This is a genomic window from Bifidobacterium imperatoris (assembly GCF_002860405.1).
In the GTDB taxonomy this organism is placed as follows: domain Bacteria; phylum Actinomycetota; class Actinomycetes; order Actinomycetales; family Bifidobacteriaceae; genus Bifidobacterium; species Bifidobacterium imperatoris.
Genome location: NZ_NMWV01000016.1, coordinates 42,525 through 57,952 on the forward strand (window position 1 = coordinate 42,525; position 15,428 = coordinate 57,952).

Genomic DNA, 15,428 nt, shown 5'->3' on the forward strand with positions numbered 1-15,428 from the left:
TCCTGGAAAAGGAAGCCACGAATAAAAGCGTGAATGATGGCGCTTAGTCGATGAGTTTGTAGCCGTGATCGGCAACCACGGACTTGAGCTTGTCGAGGTAGGTTTCGGCGGCCTTGGAGAGCTTGGCGCGCTCGTTGGTGATCCAGCCGACCAGCATGGTTTCGTCGGAGTCGAGCGGAACCGTGACGATCTTCTCATTGTTGAGATCGCCGTTGTCGATGCCGGTGCACACGGTGTAACCGTTGAGACCGATGATGAAGTTCAGGATTGTGGCGCGGTCGGTCACATTGATTTGCTTGGGGGAGTACTCTGGCCAGACGGCTTCCTCGTAGAAGTAGAAGGAGCCCTCCTCGCCCTGCTCGTACTGAATGAACGGGTACGGCTTCAGATCCTCCATCGTAATGAGTTTCTTGGCGGCAAGCGGGTTGTTGCGTGAGATGAACACATGCAGCGGGGCGCGGAACAGCGGGTGGAATTCCAAATGCTTTTCACGCAGCAGCTTGCCAATCACATCCTTGTTGAAATCAGACAGGTACAGAATGCCGATTTCGGACTGCATGTTGGCAACCTGGTTGATGATGTCGCGCGTGCGGGTCTCACGAATGGTGAACTCGTATTCGTCGGATTTGATGGAGTTGATCATCTCCACGAATGCCTCGACGGCGAACATGTAATGCTGGGTGGAGACCTGGCACAGCTGCTTGCGTGGCTTGGCGTGCTTGTAGCGCTCTTCCAAAAGGTCGGCCTGATCGAGCACTTGGCGAGCGTAGGTCAAGAATTCCGCACCATCCACAGTTAGGGCAATGCCTTGGGAGGAACGGGTGAAGATTTCGATGCCGAGCTCGTTTTCCAGTTCCTTCACGGAGGAGCTCAGTGCCGGCTGGGAGACGTAAAGGGCATGGGATGCCTCGTTCATCGAACCGCATTCGACGATTTTCACGATGTATTTCAGCTGAAGCAGAGTCATAAATCACAGTTATATCAGCGAGGCTGGCCGTTTGCTGAGGTTATACCAAGGTTTTCCACAATGGCTGGCGAATAGTGAGATAAACAGTCAATTCTGCCTATAATGACTGTGTTTTGGTTATGCATTGTCGCATAAGGGGGTAGTGGTGGTTGATAAGGATTATGTGTACCCTGAAGTGGGTGAAGCGTTGCGCAAAGCCCGTGAAGATGCGGGTATGAGCCAGGATCAGCTGGCGGAGAGCTCTGGCATTTCACGCATCACCATTAGCCGCATCGAACAGGCGCATATTAACCCTTCATTCCGTTCCTTGGAAGCCTTGGCACAAGGGATGGGTCGCAAACTGACGATCAGCTTTGACGCATGTGATGAATAATCCTTTGTATGTTCGCGCAATACACGGTGGCCGCGCGAACAAACAAAGGATTTTGGCGTTGAAAACGTTTGTATGTTCGCACGGGGTTGGTTGTTGCGCGAACATACAAAGGAAATAGGGCGATTCAGTTGACGCAGCTGCCGATTACAGCTGCACGCCGAGCTGAGCGAGGCTGTCGCGGGCCGCAACGGCACCCCCAAACAGCACGCCGTGAATGCCGACCTCGTTAGCGCCAACAATGTTCTTGGCGGTATCGTCAAAGAAGACGCACTGTTCGGCTTTCAATCCGAAACGATTCAATGCCAGCTCGTAGATGTCCGCGTTCGGCTTATGCATTTTTTCGGCACCGGAAACCACGGTGCCTTCCAGCAGTTGCTCCAGGCGCGGGAACTTCTCGAATGCCAAGTGGAAGGTCTCGTGAGACCAGTTCGTCAAACCCCATACGCCGTAACCATGTGCCTTCAGATCAGCGAGCAGCTCGACCATGCCTGGCAGCGTGCGAGGCAGGGCATCCGCGTAATGATTGATGTAGTACTTGAAGATCTGGGCGATATCTTCGCCTTGTTCACGTACTACGTCTGGGTAGATGTCGGCAAAATCCTCGCCGGCGTCCATACGATCTTCGTAGTGGAAGAATCCGTGCGGATCGTCAGGCGCGCAGATGGCGGTTACCACGTCGTCAGGGAACTTACCTTCCAGACAGGCGCGAGTGTTCCAATCCAGCAGTACGCCGCAGAAATCAAAAATCACATCAGTGATGGGGGAGTTAGCCATTGAAGCTCCTCAGAGATGAAGGGAACGGTATTTGGTTTCAGTGTACTTTGCGACAAGGGTTAAGCAATCACATCGGCGATGGCATCTGGAATCGCACGTATCACATCGCTGGCAACAATAGGATGACCAAGCGTCAGGAACTGCTGACGATGCTCACGTCCGCCAATCAGCTCCGGCTCCTGCCAACCATGCTGTTCGGATTCGGATGCAATGGCGGCCGCTGCTCCATGCAGATATGCCGCTGCAGCCACCGTTTCCGCTGTAGTGATGCCATTTGGTTGCTGGGCAAGCAACGCACCAAGCAAACCAGCCAATACATCGCCGGCGCCAGCAGTAGCCAGCCAAGCAGGAGCGCTGCCGGATACGTACACATGATCCTCATCTACCACAATGGTGACCGCGCCTTTAAGCAGTACCGTGGCGCCGGTCAGCTCATGTGCGCGTTGAGCTGCGGACAGCGGGTGCAGCATGACGTCTTTGGACGTATATGATTCCTGTGCTACGGCTGTATCGGCTGGCTCATCGGCCTTGGCTGTGACGTTGTCGGTTGCGGCATCACTGGTTGCCGCAACCTCCGCTTCAGTGGACAGCGGACCATGCTCCAACCTATTGAGCAACGCTGCCATCTCGCCGGCATGTGGGGTAATCACCACCTGACCAGGCACTCGATCCGGTAGCAAATCAAGAGCACCGGCGTCCACCACCAGCGCGGGCATATCGTAAGCAGCATCGCTCTCGGCATCTGCTGCCGCGTCTTCGGCATCGGACGCCTTTACCGAGTAGTGCTTCAACAAAGCTGCAATCGTCTCACGTTGCAAATCGGAGTCGGCACCCTCCGCATCAGCAGTAGGAATACCGGAACCCACGACCCAAGACTGCACATGGCCTTTGCCAAGCACCGCTTCCGGCAGCGCAGCCAGCACCATGCTTTGAGCACGCTCCGGGCCAAGATAGCGAACCATACCGGTATTGGCGCGTGCTGCTGCACGAGCGGTGAGAACGGCAGCACCAGGATAACGTTGCGAACCGGTCACCAAGCCGACCACGCCACGGGCGTATTTGGAATCCTCAACATGCGGCAGACGAATCGCGTCCGAGGCGAAAAGATGATCAACCACCTCCACTGCGGGATCAATATCGTCAATGATAAAGCCAAAATCAACCAGTTGAATGCGTCCGCAGCCAAAGGTGGCAGGAGGCAGTACCGCGCACGGTTTCATCGCACCGAATGTCACTGTCACGTTTGCGGGCAGGTACGGGCCGGGCAACGAACCGTCGTCAACGCCAACGCCGGACGGCGTATCCACGGCAAGAACCAACGGATAATCACGGGAGGATTCGCGACCGGGCAAAGCAGGTTCGTTTGGCACCTCGCCGTCAAGACCAACGGCGGTGGCCAATGCTGCCGGAATACCGCGCAATGCACCTTGAATGCCAATGCCGGTCATTGCATCAATCACCAAGTGAGACTTATTAATCAATGCAACAGCAGCCTGCAAGCGTTCGCCGGCTTCGCCAGCGGAAAAACCTGAAGCACAGCCCGGGATTTCGGCGGCGGGATCAAGCACCAGAACCTTGCCGCCAGCACGCACGAATTCAGCGAATCCAGCCTCATGCAGTGACTTACCGACAGCTACAGCGGTCACCGCGGCCCCTTCCTGAGCCAAGGCCGCAGCAGCGAACAGACCATCGCCGCCATTGTCGCCTGCGCCGGCGAGCAGCACAATGGAGGAATCCTCAAGTGCCAGATCCTCATCGTCAAGCATGCCGGCAGCCGTATGCGCCACAGCCTGCGCGGCCATACGCATCAGCGGTATGCCTTTATCAAGAAGCGGACGTTCCATATCGCGTACCGTCTGTGCATCATAAGCGCTGTGCAGCAGCAGTTCGCGGCGGTCGACATCATCGGCGTATTCCATAGCAGTCCCCTTCACGGTTCAGATATGTTCTGGAGTCGATTCTAGCCGTTTTGCTGGCTCACGCCTGCGGCGAAGCTGATTCTTGCCTATGGAACTTGGATTGTGCTGATCAGTTTACCGCAGCTTGGAGTGTTGATAGCAAAAATGCAATTTTCACGCCTTCCGTTACTATGGTCTGTTGGTTATTTTTGAGATGTTGCAAGCACTGCACAGTATGGAAAGCGAAGGGTGAGGTATGGCGATTGAGGCACAGGGTCTGGAGATTCAGATCGGCGCACGTACCTTACTGCATCCCACCAATTTCCATGTGGCCAAGGGAGACAAAATCGGTCTGGTGGGTCGCAACGGTGCCGGCAAGACCACACTGACCCGTGTGATCACCGGCGATATGCTGCCTACTGCCGGCAAGGTTCGTGTATCCGGCAAGCTCGGTTATCTGCCGCAGGACACACATGCTGCAGACCCTTCGCAGACCGCACTCGACCGCATGATGAGCGCGCGTGACATCGCCACGATCATCAACCGCATCCGCAAGGCCGAGAAGGAAATGACCGACCCGGATCCGGATGTGATGACGAAGGCTATGGCCCGTTACGACAAGGCCATGCAGGACTTCGACAAGGCCGGTGGCTATGCGGCACAGTCCGAGGCGATTTCTATGGCGGCGTCGCTTGGACTGCCGCAGGAGACCATGCAGCAGGAGCTTGGTACCCTCTCCGGTGGTCAGCGTCGCCGCATCGAACTGGCACGCATCCTGTTCTCCGATGCTGACACCCTGATTCTTGACGAGCCCACCAACCATTTGGACGCCGACTCCATTGAATGGCTGCGCGGCTATCTGAAGAAGTACGAGGGCGGATTCCTCGTGATTTCCCACTCCACCGAACTGCTCGACGAAGTGGTGAACAAGGTCTGGCATCTTGACGCGCAGCTTGGCCAAATCGATATGTATTCGCTGAGCTGGAAGGCCTACCTGCATCAGCGCGTGGTGGATGAGGAGCGCCGTCGCCGCGAACGTGAAGTGGCGGAGAAGAAGGCGGAACGTCTGATGAAGCAGGGCATCCGCCTGCATGCCAAGGCCACCAAGGCCGTGGCCGCCCAGAACATGATGCGCCGCGCCGAAAAGCTGCTGGAGAACACGTCGGAGGCGCAGAAGAAGGAGAAGGTGGCGGACATCCGCTTCCCGGAGCCCGCGCCCTGTGGCAAGACCCCGATTATGGCCAAGGATATTTCCAAGGCGTATGGTTCCAACATTGTGTTTGCTGGCGTGAACCTGGCCATCGATAAGGGTTCTCGTGTGGTGATTCTGGGTTATAACGGCGCCGGTAAGACCACGACGCTTCGTCTGCTGGCGCATATCGAGGAGCCGGACACCGGTTCGGTGGATTATGGCCACGGTTGCAAGATCGGCTACTTCGCGCAGGAGCACGATACATTGGATTTGGATGCCACTGTGCTGGAGAACCTGCAGCACGTGGCACCAGAATTGGACGACACCCATGCGCGCTCGATTCTCGGCTCGTTCCTGTTCTCCGGCGATGATGCGATGAAGCCTGCGCGCGTGCTGTCCGGTGGCGAAAAGACCCGCCTGGCATTGGCGACCCTGGTGACCTCCCGTGCCAACGTGCTGCTGCTCGATGAGCCCACCAACAACCTTGACCCAGCCTCCCGCGAGGAAATCTTGAAGGCCATCGCCAAGTATGAAGGCGCCATCGTGCTCGTTACCCACGATGAAGGTGCTGTCGAGGCACTGAACCCGGAGCGTGTGTTGCTTATGCCGGACGGCGACGAGGATCTATGGAACGACTCCTACCTAGAATTGGTTGCTGAGGAGTAAAGGAGATAATTATGACCACTGCAAGCGGACAGAAAATCGCCATTGTCACCGGTAGCGCATTGGGACTCGGCTACGAGTTTGCCAGCCAGTTGATTGAAGCCGGTTGGCTGGTGGCTGGTGTTGATTTCAATGCTGAGCGTCAGGCGGAATTGACCGCGCAATGGCCGGCGGAATCCTACCGTGCCTATGTGGGTGATATCACGGACGAGGACTTTGTGCGTAAGTCCGTGGCGGAGATTGCTTCCTTCGGCCATATCGATCTGCTTATCAACAACGCTGGTCAGCCATCCTTCAAGGTGCCGACCGCCTATGAGGCTGCGGACGTGGATAAGTGCCTCAAAGGTTTGAAAGGCATGATTCTGTGGACCGTGGAAACCTTGAAGGCTTGTGGCGAGCAGGATGTCAAGATCGCGCAGATCATGAGCACCGCCGCTACCCGCGGCAATGCGAACGAAAGCGTGTACTGCGCCACCAAGTGGGGCGAGAAGGGTTACACGAAGAGTCTCCAGGCCGCGTACAAGGGCACGAGCGTCAAGGTCGTGGCCGTCTACCCGGGCGGCATCGACACTGCGTTCTACCGCGACAGCCACGATTACGTGTCCGAGGAAAAGCAGCACACGTTCATGCAGCCCGGTCCGCTGGCTGAGGTGATTCTGTTCAACCTCATCAACGAGGCCAACCTCACCGTCACTGACATCGAAATCAACCGCAACAGCTGAGGCTGGAGTCCAACCTTCGCGCAGCTACTGCCTGTTCTGACAGTCGAGAGGCAGTAACTGCGCGTATTGCGACACTTAGTCAAGATGATGCAACGCGCGAATAATCCTGCAACGGTCTTCAACCGTTCCCTCATCCGCACACATAGTCGCATACCAGCGCGGGTTACGCAGGGTCTCCGCTCCGGAATCATCAGTGTTGATGAGCGTATGCAAGTCATTGGCATACTGGAAATGCAGATGACTGAGCAGCCCACCCTCTGCGAATGCGGCACGCGAAGGCAACGGCGCAATGGCCAGCAGCCAACGGAATGGGCTATCTTCCGCATGCGGATCATCGGTCACGAACACATACGTCGGTGAGCCTTCCAAACCATGTTCGATGACATGGTCGATGCGATAGTCATAGGCATCAAGATTGGTGTTGTCTTCCGCATACCAGGTGATACGCACATCGGCGTCCGCGTTTTCAGGCTCGCCGACGGTCCAATACCCAATATGAATGATGTTCTCCGGGCTGGTGGTAGAGCAGGCCATCGCCCAGAACTTGCGGATGCCGTTAGCTGCCATCGGAGCCATCTGAGGATTGGCAAGCACAGCCCGCTCAGCCTCATCCCACGTACTACGAATGGTTTCATCCTCGGTATCAATGTAGTGCTCGAAGCTCTCCCAGTCGCCTTGCCAATCAGACAGTACAAAGCCGGTGGATGCATTGCTCATGAATTACCTCATTTTTCATTCGTATCGTTCAGGTACCGAGGATATCTTCTCATGAAACTTCATCGGAGTGAAGCCTTCTTTAATCTGCTTGAATTCATGAATTATGAATGATGGGGAAGGTAGTTTCAATACGTTGGTAGTGGTGGAAGGCGCCGTTCATACTACTTGGAATAGGGCGGAATACGCCGATAAATTGATACTCCTTCTGCTTGGTTGGTGCATTGAGGGTTTCCGCGAAGGTAACACGTAGGCATCCAGGATTGTCATCAATCGAAGCTGTCTCATCGCCAATGGTCCTTTGCTTCCATTCGTGGATACGGTTGCCATCTTCAGAAAGCCACATATTCCATCCTCGTCGCACCATATCGTGACCTCCGACTGTGAGCCGGGGAAACCAGAGATAATATCTTGATCCATAATTGCGACGCAACAAATCTGGAATAATCAATGACTGTGTATTGACCTCAGCAACACTGCCGCACAGGGTTTCAATCACCGCTTCGACACTAGGAAAGATGACATCATCGGCAATGTCGATTACATCCTTTTCTCGGTAATAATTCGAGTATTCTTTCCTCTTTATCAATCGAACGCCGAGAGTTCCCAGCCGTGTCCTTCTGCTTATTTCATCCTGAATCAATGCAATGCACTCATCAGTGGATTGTATAAACTCCTCGTAGGAGTCGGATGCGTTGACTTGAACTGGGAAGTATTCCGTATCTCTAATTTGCGTGAATATGTCGCGAACAGATGTGTGCTGGATTGGTTCATGTGCAGCGGGCACATCAATCTGAGTTGGGCAACAAATCTCTATCCCAAATTTGATTTGGGGAAGATACAAGTCGACCGTTGCGCAAAGTCCATCGAAACAGAGGACCGGTTGATTGATGACCACATCTAAGTCATGAGTACCAAACTTTTTGCGAACCAACTGTATTACAAACTCTTTGAATACGCGTTCGGAAGCTGATGACTGACGAAGATGGAACAGGGTTTTATCCAAGGGCTCATGATTGTTTGCAGTCGATTCTTGTTGATCATTGTTTTCCATGAGTATCAGCATCGTAGGGGATTACAATAGACGGTACATTTCTACCGGCTGCTTCATAGATTCATGTTTCTGGAGGAGGACGAGCAATGGTTGCTTCACACTATGCAACAGCGTCGACTGCAGAGATTGTCGTAAGCATTCTTGAATTGCTTGATAGGAACACGGACAGAGAGCATGGCATAACCGCCGTTTGGATTGCCGATCAGCTAGGAGTCACTGAAAAGACCGTGCGTTCCCATCTGCATACCTTGCAGGCGATGCAGCCGTTCGGTCGCAAGATTGGGCGTATTGAGCGTAAGGATTTGGAGCATGCCGAAAGTGCTGATCCTCGCCCTGGCTGGTATATCGAACCTATTTTCGATACCGCACAAATGAGACTTCTCACTGATGGCGTGGTTCTTTCCCGATCAGATAGCGATTACCTGCAAGAACTTATCGCCAAAGTGTATGCTTTCGCCGGTCAGTCTAATCAGCTTGGCGCATTCGGAAAGATAAGTACACCTCGTAATTACAATCGTGAGTTTCTCAATAACATTGAGCTGCTCAATGATGCTATTGTCCATGAACGAACTATTACATTCCGCTATTGCACCTATGACGTTGACGGTACTTTAGTGTCGAGGAAAGATGCTGATGGCAATGTGAAAAGCTATGCAGCTGACCCATATCGTTTGATGTATCGGAACGGTAAATACTATCTGATTTGCCACATGCATCAGCATGACAATTTGAGCTATTTGCATGTGGAACGTTTCCGTGATTTGTCGGTAAATGAAAGCGATCATTCGCTGATGCGCAAGTTGGATAGCTTCAACCCTGAGCAGGGCGCTCCATTTGATTGGGATAAGCACATGGGGAAGCGCCCCTATCCGATGGATGGTAAGGCTATCCCGATTCATTTGCGAATCAAGAACACTCTGGAGCCTATATACGATTGGTTTGATACTGCACAGGTCACTCGGCTTGATGCATGCACATACGATGTGTGGATCACAGCGAATGAGAAAGCGACACTTTGGTGGGCATTGCAATATGCCGACGATCGCATCATTGAGGTACTGTCCCCGCCGTCCCTGCGCGACACATTGCGGAGGGACGGCGAATACCTTGCAAGTCTTTATGCAGATGTTGAACGCATAAGTACTGTGATTGATGCATCATGACAGCTGACTGATGCGCATGGCATAGAGTGCGATTTCAAGTCCTTTATTGAAATCGCGTAGCCAATGTTGATTCAGAGGAATTACGTATTTTTCAGTTCGTACGGTCATGAATCCAGTTCTGAATCCCGCGATTTGTGTTAGTGCATCTCGGTGAGTTATGACACTGTTCAGTAGAGCATATCGGTTGTTCATTCGGATGACATCGTGCTGCTGCAACTGTATGCTACCGTCAGTGAAATCGATACTCATTACTCCTTTCTGGCCAATGCGTTGAACATCCGAGATTAAAGTCAGCGCATCCTGCATCTTCCAATCAACATCATCGAACAAAGCTTCATCGAGCTCGAATACATCGTTTGTATGGATGTCATCACTTGCTGAGCATTCCTGTTCCTCGTTAATCATCGGAATAATTTCAGCCGAATAATCGTTACGCCATTCAACCGTAGTGCTCGTTTCGAGAACGGTATTCAAAAAATCCGACAGAGCCTCGCCCGCCTGATGAAAATCCTTTCGACTCATTCTTCCTCTATGGTTCGCGTCAAGAGCATAAGGTGAGTTCGACGGCATATCAGCGGTCCATTCAAGTTTGACTATCATCATGGTTGGCTCCTTAACATTTGCGAATAAAGACTGAACGCGATCAAGTGTGATTGCTGGCCATTGCCTTGCATTGACTAGTACTCGAATCATGGCTTTCTTCATGCTTCCGATATCATTCGGGTAAAGGTCTGCTAAATAGGCGAAGACGGTATCGGGAACATCTTCCGAGAACTGATTGGCCAATTGCAGCAGAATCGTCATGCGAGTGATCAGTTCGGGTTTTCGTATTTCCAGTGACATGAATTCCATGAACCAGTTTCGCGTGCGAGAGTCGAGATTGTTCAGTTTGTGCGCTGGTACATCAGAGGTAATGATGATATGTTTATTCGCCTCTTTAAGTTCCTGCATGATACTGCTGAACATCCTCAAAACAGTGGGTTGATGGCTAATGCTCTGTACGTCATCAATCAGAAGAAAATCTGCTTCGCGAAACCTTGAGCGGAATGATTCAGTTTCCGTGTAATCAGTGCTTTCCTGTGCCTGAATGCAGGATTTATTAAATTGTTCGGCTGCGATGTACAGCATTTTGAGTTCAGAATCGTTTGCAGTTATGGCGTTGCCGACAGCATTCAGTATGTGAGTTTTGCCTAGTCCACTTTTCCCATACAGAAAGAGCATTGATGCTGTACTGCTAAGCCGGCAAATGCGCTGTGCCTGTTCCTTGGCCGCTCGGTTGGATGTGTTTACGACGAAATTACCGAAGGTTTGCTTGGTGTCCGGCCATTCTTCGGAATCGTTAGTACTGTTATTGTGCTGTGTTGCTCTGCATCTCATGGCTCGAATATATAAGCGCGCAAATCGAGGCAGTAGATATTTACCGGTTCCTAATGGGTCTGTTGCGCAAAGGATGCGCGTATGCCTTTAGCTTTTTGGTTTCGATGTGCTGCCGTTGTGTTCTAGATTGATGATGGAGGTGCACCAGCCGGCGGCGAGTTCTTCGTCATGCGTGACTACGAGCACGGTTTTGCCTTGTGCGGCGAGCTGACGGAGGAGTTCGCCCACCTGCTCCATGTGGTAACGATCGAGGCCACTGGTTGGCTCATCCAGAATGATGAGATCTTTGCCGCACATTAATGCCGAACCGATGGCTACGCGCTGTTTCTGCCCGCCGGACAGACTCATCGGATGCCGGTCGGCGAAGCGTGTAAGGTCCAGATCCTCGAGCACCTGATTGCAACGTTTAATGATTGCCGGATCGGTTTCGTCGAGGCCAAGCAGTAATTCTTCGCGTACACTGTCGGAGAACAGCTGATAGTTCACGTCCTGCATGACCAGGAATCCGGCATGCGTGAGGTCGCGTGGTTTGGCTGGTTTGCCGTTCAACAGCACGGTGCCGGATACCGGTTTGATCAGACCGGTGAGCGTGCGGACCAGCGTGGTTTTGCCGCAACCGTTATGACCCATCAATCCGATGATTTGGCCGGGGTAGAGGTCAATGTCCGGGATGGTTCGCGAGAATCCGTCACGTCCGCGGTATCCGATGTTGAGATGGCGTGTGGATAATAGCGGTGCCGATTTTGAGCTGGACTGCTGCGCAAGGTTGTGCTGCGCAGATGCCGATTCGGAATCGCCGTCCATATCGGAAGCCGTAACTACGCTCTCGTTCGTTTGAGATTCCAATGCCGCAATCCGTTGCCTGTACGGTTGCAGATCAAGTGTGCGCAGTCCCATTGCGGCGATGCAGCCGGGGGAGAGTTCGAGGAATTCGCTGGCTGCGTATTCGTGCGCTATGCGTCCGTTGTCGAAGATGATATATCGGTCGGCGATGCCGTTCAACCATGCAAGACGGTGCTCGGCAATGATGATGGTCATACCTGCAGTTTTCAGTTGCGCGATGAGCTCGCGCATTCCCCTGATGGCCACCGCATCCAGATTGCTGGTGGGCTCGTCCAGCACGAGCAGCTTCGGATGCAGCATGGTGGCTGCAGCCAAAGCAATACGCTGCTTTTGGCCTCCGGAAAGGTGGAAAATGCTGCGATCCAGCAATGGTTCGATATTGAAACGCTGCGCGGTTTCGGCGATTCGATGATTGATGTCTTGAGATTCCAAGCCCATGTTTTCCGCGGGGAATGCCAGTTCGTCAATGACTTTGGCATTGAAATACTGGGTTTTGGGATTCTGGAATACGCTGCCGACCACTGGGGTGAGTCGGTCGATTGATTCCGCAGCGGTATCGAATCCGCAGGTATGTTGCTCTCCGTCGAATCCGCCGTGGAAGAACTGTGGAATCAGACCATTGACGATGCGGGAATATGTGGTTTTGCCGCATCCGCTGGCGCCGCAAAGAACAACACATTGGCCGTTCGGAATACTCAACGTGATGTCGATTAAAGCTGGTGCGTCAGCATGTTCATAAGTAAACGACACGTTGTTGGAATAGACTTCTGCGGTCATTATCGAATCACCCCAGCAATATCAAGCGCCAGCGAAACCATCACGGCAATCATCATGAGCCAATCGACAATCCGCATGTGAATTTCAGTGCGCGAGGTGTGCTCTCCTTTACGCCCGAGTCCTTTGGTCAGTGCTGCCACAGACAGATCCTGAGCCACATTGGTGGCATTCATCAACAGCGGGATGAGGATGTATTCCAATGATTGCGCGGGATGGTGAACCAATCCCCATCCACCTGCGGCAATACCGCGCAAGGCCATCGCATTGCGGATTTGCCGGTAATCCTCGGCGATGGTGGGGAAGAATCGAATCACGACCACGCAAGGAATCACCACGGATTCAGGAGCATGCATGCGTCGCATTGCACAGATGAATGCGCTGGGGGATGTGGTGGTGAATGCATACGCGCCAGTGATGAAACAGGGCAGCATCATCGTGCAGCCGACCGCCACAGCGGAAACCACATGAAGCCACGGCAAGCCCAAAGCTTCAGGGTCTAGGAAACCCAATCCGGTAAGTGTTGCATAGGTGAGAGCGAAATTCATGGTCAACTTCCAACGTCCTGCGACCGCAAGCGGAATCAGAAACAGCACGACCATAATGATTTGCGTGATGACGCTGACATGGAAGAACAGCATGAGATTGGCGGCCAGAAGAAGAAATAGTTTGGTTCGAGGGTCTAGCGTGCGTTGATTTGATGTGTCATGGCTGAAGGTCATGGCAACGCCCTCGATGCGCAAAGGCGCGCCTGTACCAGACAGGTGCGCCTTTGTTGAAGTAGCGGCGGAATGCATCAGACGATGCCGGCCTTGATGAAGTGCTTCTTCATCATTTTCTGGCCGAACCAGCCGCCGATAATCGCGCACACCAGGATCGCGGCCATCGAGATGAAGAACGTGCCGGTGTTGATGTTCGCGAACACGCCATCAATGTAGGCTGAGTCCTTGCCGCGTGCCTGAAGGCTGGCGATATAGGCGTCCTTCATGAACCAGAGCGGCAAGATCGGTCCGGTGAGACCATAGGAGAACACCACGTAGCTGACCAGCAGCAGCACCTTGCTCTTGTATTTGCCGGCGCGGGCAATCAAGTCGGCCGTAACAGGGAACACGATGCTGGCGATGAACGAAAGTACGAAATGACCAGAGATGAAGAGGAACAGGCCAATGACCACACCCATGACGGCGATTCCGCCGAACTTGCCAAGTCGTGCGGCCAGCAGCATGTAGACGCAGCCGGAAATCAACGCGGCGATGGCGGGCAGGAAGATGGATCCGAAACCGCCGGTGAACAAGGTGCTGACCAGCGTGGCCACGCACACCATCACGAAATAAAGCGCAGCGAAAACGCCGATGGTGATGAGGTCGGCTACTTCGAGTTTGTTGGATTTTGCTGGCTTGCTGATGTTGTCTGCGGGCGAATGCGAAGCGGTCACAATACTTTCCGTTTCATGCGAGGGGACTTATACCTCTCGCCAATGTATCGGGGATTGGGAGGAAAGGCAATACCTAATTTTGGAATCGGATGGTGGCTTGGAACTTGGTTGGTTCAGGCTGGCTGAGTTCCAAGGTTGCGTGCATGGCTTGGCAGGCGGCGTCTGTAATGGAAAGGCCAAGGCCCACGCCCGGCGTGGCGCTGATGCGTGAATTCTGACCGCGGTGGAACGGTTGAATAAGCTCAGCCAAATCATCGGGCAATGTTTCATCAGTGGAATTAGTCACGGTCAGTGATACTTCATTAGTGGATTTACCGTCACTGCTGTCTCCATTGGCATCCAGCATGACGGTCATCACTACATCAATGGACCCGTTCTCCGCATTGTGCATTGCAGCATTGCGCAGCAGATTGCCTACAGCCAATTTCAGCAATGCCGGGTTGACTGGTACCGTGGCATCACCTTCCACATTGACAGTGATTGCATTGTCGGCAATCACCGCATCGACATCAGTAAGCGCTTGATTCACGCATGCGCGCAAATCGGTAGTGTCTGTGATTTCGGGAGTCTCGTTACTTCCACCAATCGTGCCGCTTTGAATACGAGACAACGTGAGCAACGCCTGCACGAGTTCGGCGCCTCGCCTATTCGCTGCGAGCGCGCGACGGACCGATGGTTCCACATCGGCGGGGAATCGGCCTTGGGAGAGCGGTGCGTCAAGATTGGTTTCCACTGCGGCGATGGGTGTGCGTAACTCGTGGGAGGCATTGGACACGAACCGTCGCTCGGCTGTCGCACTGGCCTCCACGCGGTCGAGCATGCCGTTGATGGAATCGACCAGTCGGTCGATGTCGTCATTGCCGGGTTTCACGTTGATCCGGGCACTTAAATCATAAGGCTGTAGTGCGGAGACCTGCTTATCCACTGCGGTGACTCGTCGGGAAAGCATCGTGCCGATGAACCATGCCGCAAACACGGCGATAAGGCCGAAAACCGCCAGTGCGATGATGGAAACCGTGCGCATGGTGGTGGTCAGGGTGTTGGCGACGGCGTTTGCCGTGTTGATCATCACGCCGTTGTATTCGTCGAGAATCCAAGGGCTTCCGTTTTTGGTTTGCTCCTTCGCCGTATCCCATTCCTCGGAATTAAAGGGCACGTATAGTTTCATGCCGTCGAGGTTTCGTCTCGTACCCGTATAGCAGACCAATGCGCTGACTCCGGTGCCGTTGATGACAGGGCTGGTTTCGGAGTCCATGCCTGTGGTGACGGAGACGGTACCGTCCGAGTTCGCGCACATGGTCATCGTTTGGCTCGCTTCGGCTGTGGTGCGTGCCACGATGACGTTCTGCGTGACGATGAGCGCCGTCATCATCACGATGATGATAAGCGCGATGACCAGTGTGAGCTTGGTGCGGAAGGTCTTCGGCGTGAGCTTGCCGGCAATGGCAGCAATGCGGGTTCGGAGTGTCTGCATTATTT

The 15,428-nt window shown here is 53.5% G+C and carries 14 protein-coding genes; 4 read left to right on the forward strand and 10 right to left on the reverse strand.

The features are described from left to right. Positions 1–43 precede the first annotated feature (43 nt). The gene (locus Tam1G_RS06345; protein WP_033890897.1) at positions 44–967 is read right to left on the reverse strand and encodes a LysR family transcriptional regulator; all 924 of its coding nucleotides are present in this window, start codon (positions 965–967) and stop codon (positions 44–46) included. A 145-nt stretch (positions 968–1,112) separates the two neighbouring features. On the opposite strand from Tam1G_RS06345, the gene Tam1G_RS06350 reads away from it, so the two are divergent. Continuing rightward, entirely contained in the window at positions 1,113–1,340 is a 228-nt protein-coding gene (locus tag Tam1G_RS06350; RefSeq protein WP_101625866.1) for a helix-turn-helix domain-containing protein, read from the forward strand. A 144-nt stretch (positions 1,341–1,484) separates the two neighbouring features. Here the strand turns inward: Tam1G_RS06350 and Tam1G_RS06355 are convergent, their stop codons facing one another. Both Tam1G_RS06355 and Tam1G_RS06360 read right to left on the reverse strand, forming a co-directional pair. Then, positions 1,485–2,114, reverse strand: coding sequence for an HAD family hydrolase (locus Tam1G_RS06355; protein ID WP_101625867.1), 630 nt, complete (start codon positions 2,112–2,114; stop codon positions 1,485–1,487). Positions 2,115–2,173: 59 nt separating this feature from the next. Then, positions 2,174–4,033 carry a bifunctional ADP-dependent NAD(P)H-hydrate dehydratase/NAD(P)H-hydrate epimerase gene (locus tag Tam1G_RS06360; RefSeq protein WP_101625868.1) on the reverse strand — a complete coding sequence of 620 codons (1,860 nt, stop codon included), beginning with the start codon at positions 4,031–4,033 and terminating at the stop codon, positions 2,174–2,176. Positions 4,034–4,268: 235 nt separating this feature from the next. Here Tam1G_RS06360 and Tam1G_RS06365 point away from each other — a divergent pair, with 235 nt between their 5' ends. Together Tam1G_RS06365 and Tam1G_RS06370 are read left to right on the forward strand one after the other, a co-directional pair. After that, positions 4,269–5,870, forward strand: a complete 1,602-nt coding sequence (locus tag Tam1G_RS06365; protein WP_101625869.1) for an ABC-F family ATP-binding cassette domain-containing protein — start codon at positions 4,269–4,271, stop codon at positions 5,868–5,870. 11 nt (positions 5,871–5,881) lie between these two features. Next, positions 5,882–6,589, forward strand: coding sequence for an SDR family NAD(P)-dependent oxidoreductase (locus Tam1G_RS06370; protein ID WP_101625870.1), 708 nt, complete (start codon positions 5,882–5,884; stop codon positions 6,587–6,589). Between the two features lie 75 nt (positions 6,590–6,664). Here the strand turns inward: Tam1G_RS06370 and Tam1G_RS06375 are convergent, their stop codons facing one another. Together Tam1G_RS06375 and Tam1G_RS06380 are read right to left on the reverse strand one after the other, a co-directional pair. Then, on the reverse strand, positions 6,665–7,306 hold the full coding sequence (locus Tam1G_RS06375; RefSeq protein WP_101625871.1) for a hypothetical protein: 642 nt from the start codon (positions 7,304–7,306) through the stop codon (positions 6,665–6,667). A 94-nt stretch (positions 7,307–7,400) separates the two neighbouring features. Further along, positions 7,401–8,357 carry an AbaSI family restriction endonuclease gene (locus Tam1G_RS06380; RefSeq protein WP_133124985.1) on the reverse strand — a complete coding sequence of 319 codons (957 nt, stop codon included), beginning with the start codon at positions 8,355–8,357 and terminating at the stop codon, positions 7,401–7,403. A gap of 86 nt (positions 8,358–8,443) precedes the next feature. Here Tam1G_RS06380 and Tam1G_RS06385 point away from each other — a divergent pair, with 86 nt between their 5' ends. Then, on the forward strand, positions 8,444–9,520 hold the full coding sequence (locus Tam1G_RS06385; protein ID WP_101625873.1) for a helix-turn-helix transcriptional regulator: 1,077 nt from the start codon (positions 8,444–8,446) through the stop codon (positions 9,518–9,520). Here the strand turns inward: Tam1G_RS06385 and Tam1G_RS06390 are convergent. The 5 genes from Tam1G_RS06390 to Tam1G_RS06410 all read right to left on the reverse strand — a co-directional run bounded on the left by Tam1G_RS06390 (position 9,515) and on the right by Tam1G_RS06410 (position 15,423). Beyond that, positions 9,515–10,897 carry a DnaA/Hda family protein gene (locus Tam1G_RS06390; RefSeq protein ID WP_101625874.1) on the reverse strand — a complete coding sequence of 461 codons (1,383 nt, stop codon included), beginning with the start codon at positions 10,895–10,897 and terminating at the stop codon, positions 9,515–9,517. The two genes, Tam1G_RS06385 and Tam1G_RS06390, sit on opposite strands and share 6 nt — an antisense overlap. Before the next feature lie 87 nt (positions 10,898–10,984). Further along, the gene (locus Tam1G_RS06395; RefSeq protein ID WP_101625875.1) at positions 10,985–12,517 is read right to left on the reverse strand and encodes an ABC transporter ATP-binding protein; all 1,533 of its coding nucleotides are present in this window, start codon (positions 12,515–12,517) and stop codon (positions 10,985–10,987) included. Further along, positions 12,517–13,236, reverse strand: coding sequence for an energy-coupling factor transporter transmembrane component T (locus tag Tam1G_RS06400; protein ID WP_101625952.1), 720 nt, complete (start codon positions 13,234–13,236; stop codon positions 12,517–12,519). The genes Tam1G_RS06395 and Tam1G_RS06400 overlap by 1 nt, the downstream gene beginning before the upstream one ends. A 74-nt stretch (positions 13,237–13,310) precedes the next feature. Further along, a complete protein-coding gene (locus tag Tam1G_RS06405; RefSeq protein WP_101625876.1) occupies positions 13,311–13,949 on the reverse strand; it encodes an MptD family putative ECF transporter S component in 639 nt (212 codons plus the stop codon). A 73-nt stretch (positions 13,950–14,022) separates the two neighbouring features. Then, positions 14,023–15,423, reverse strand: a complete 1,401-nt coding sequence (locus tag Tam1G_RS06410) for a sensor histidine kinase (RefSeq protein ID WP_165781927.1) — start codon at positions 15,421–15,423, stop codon at positions 14,023–14,025. Positions 15,424–15,428: the final 5 nt, after the last annotated feature.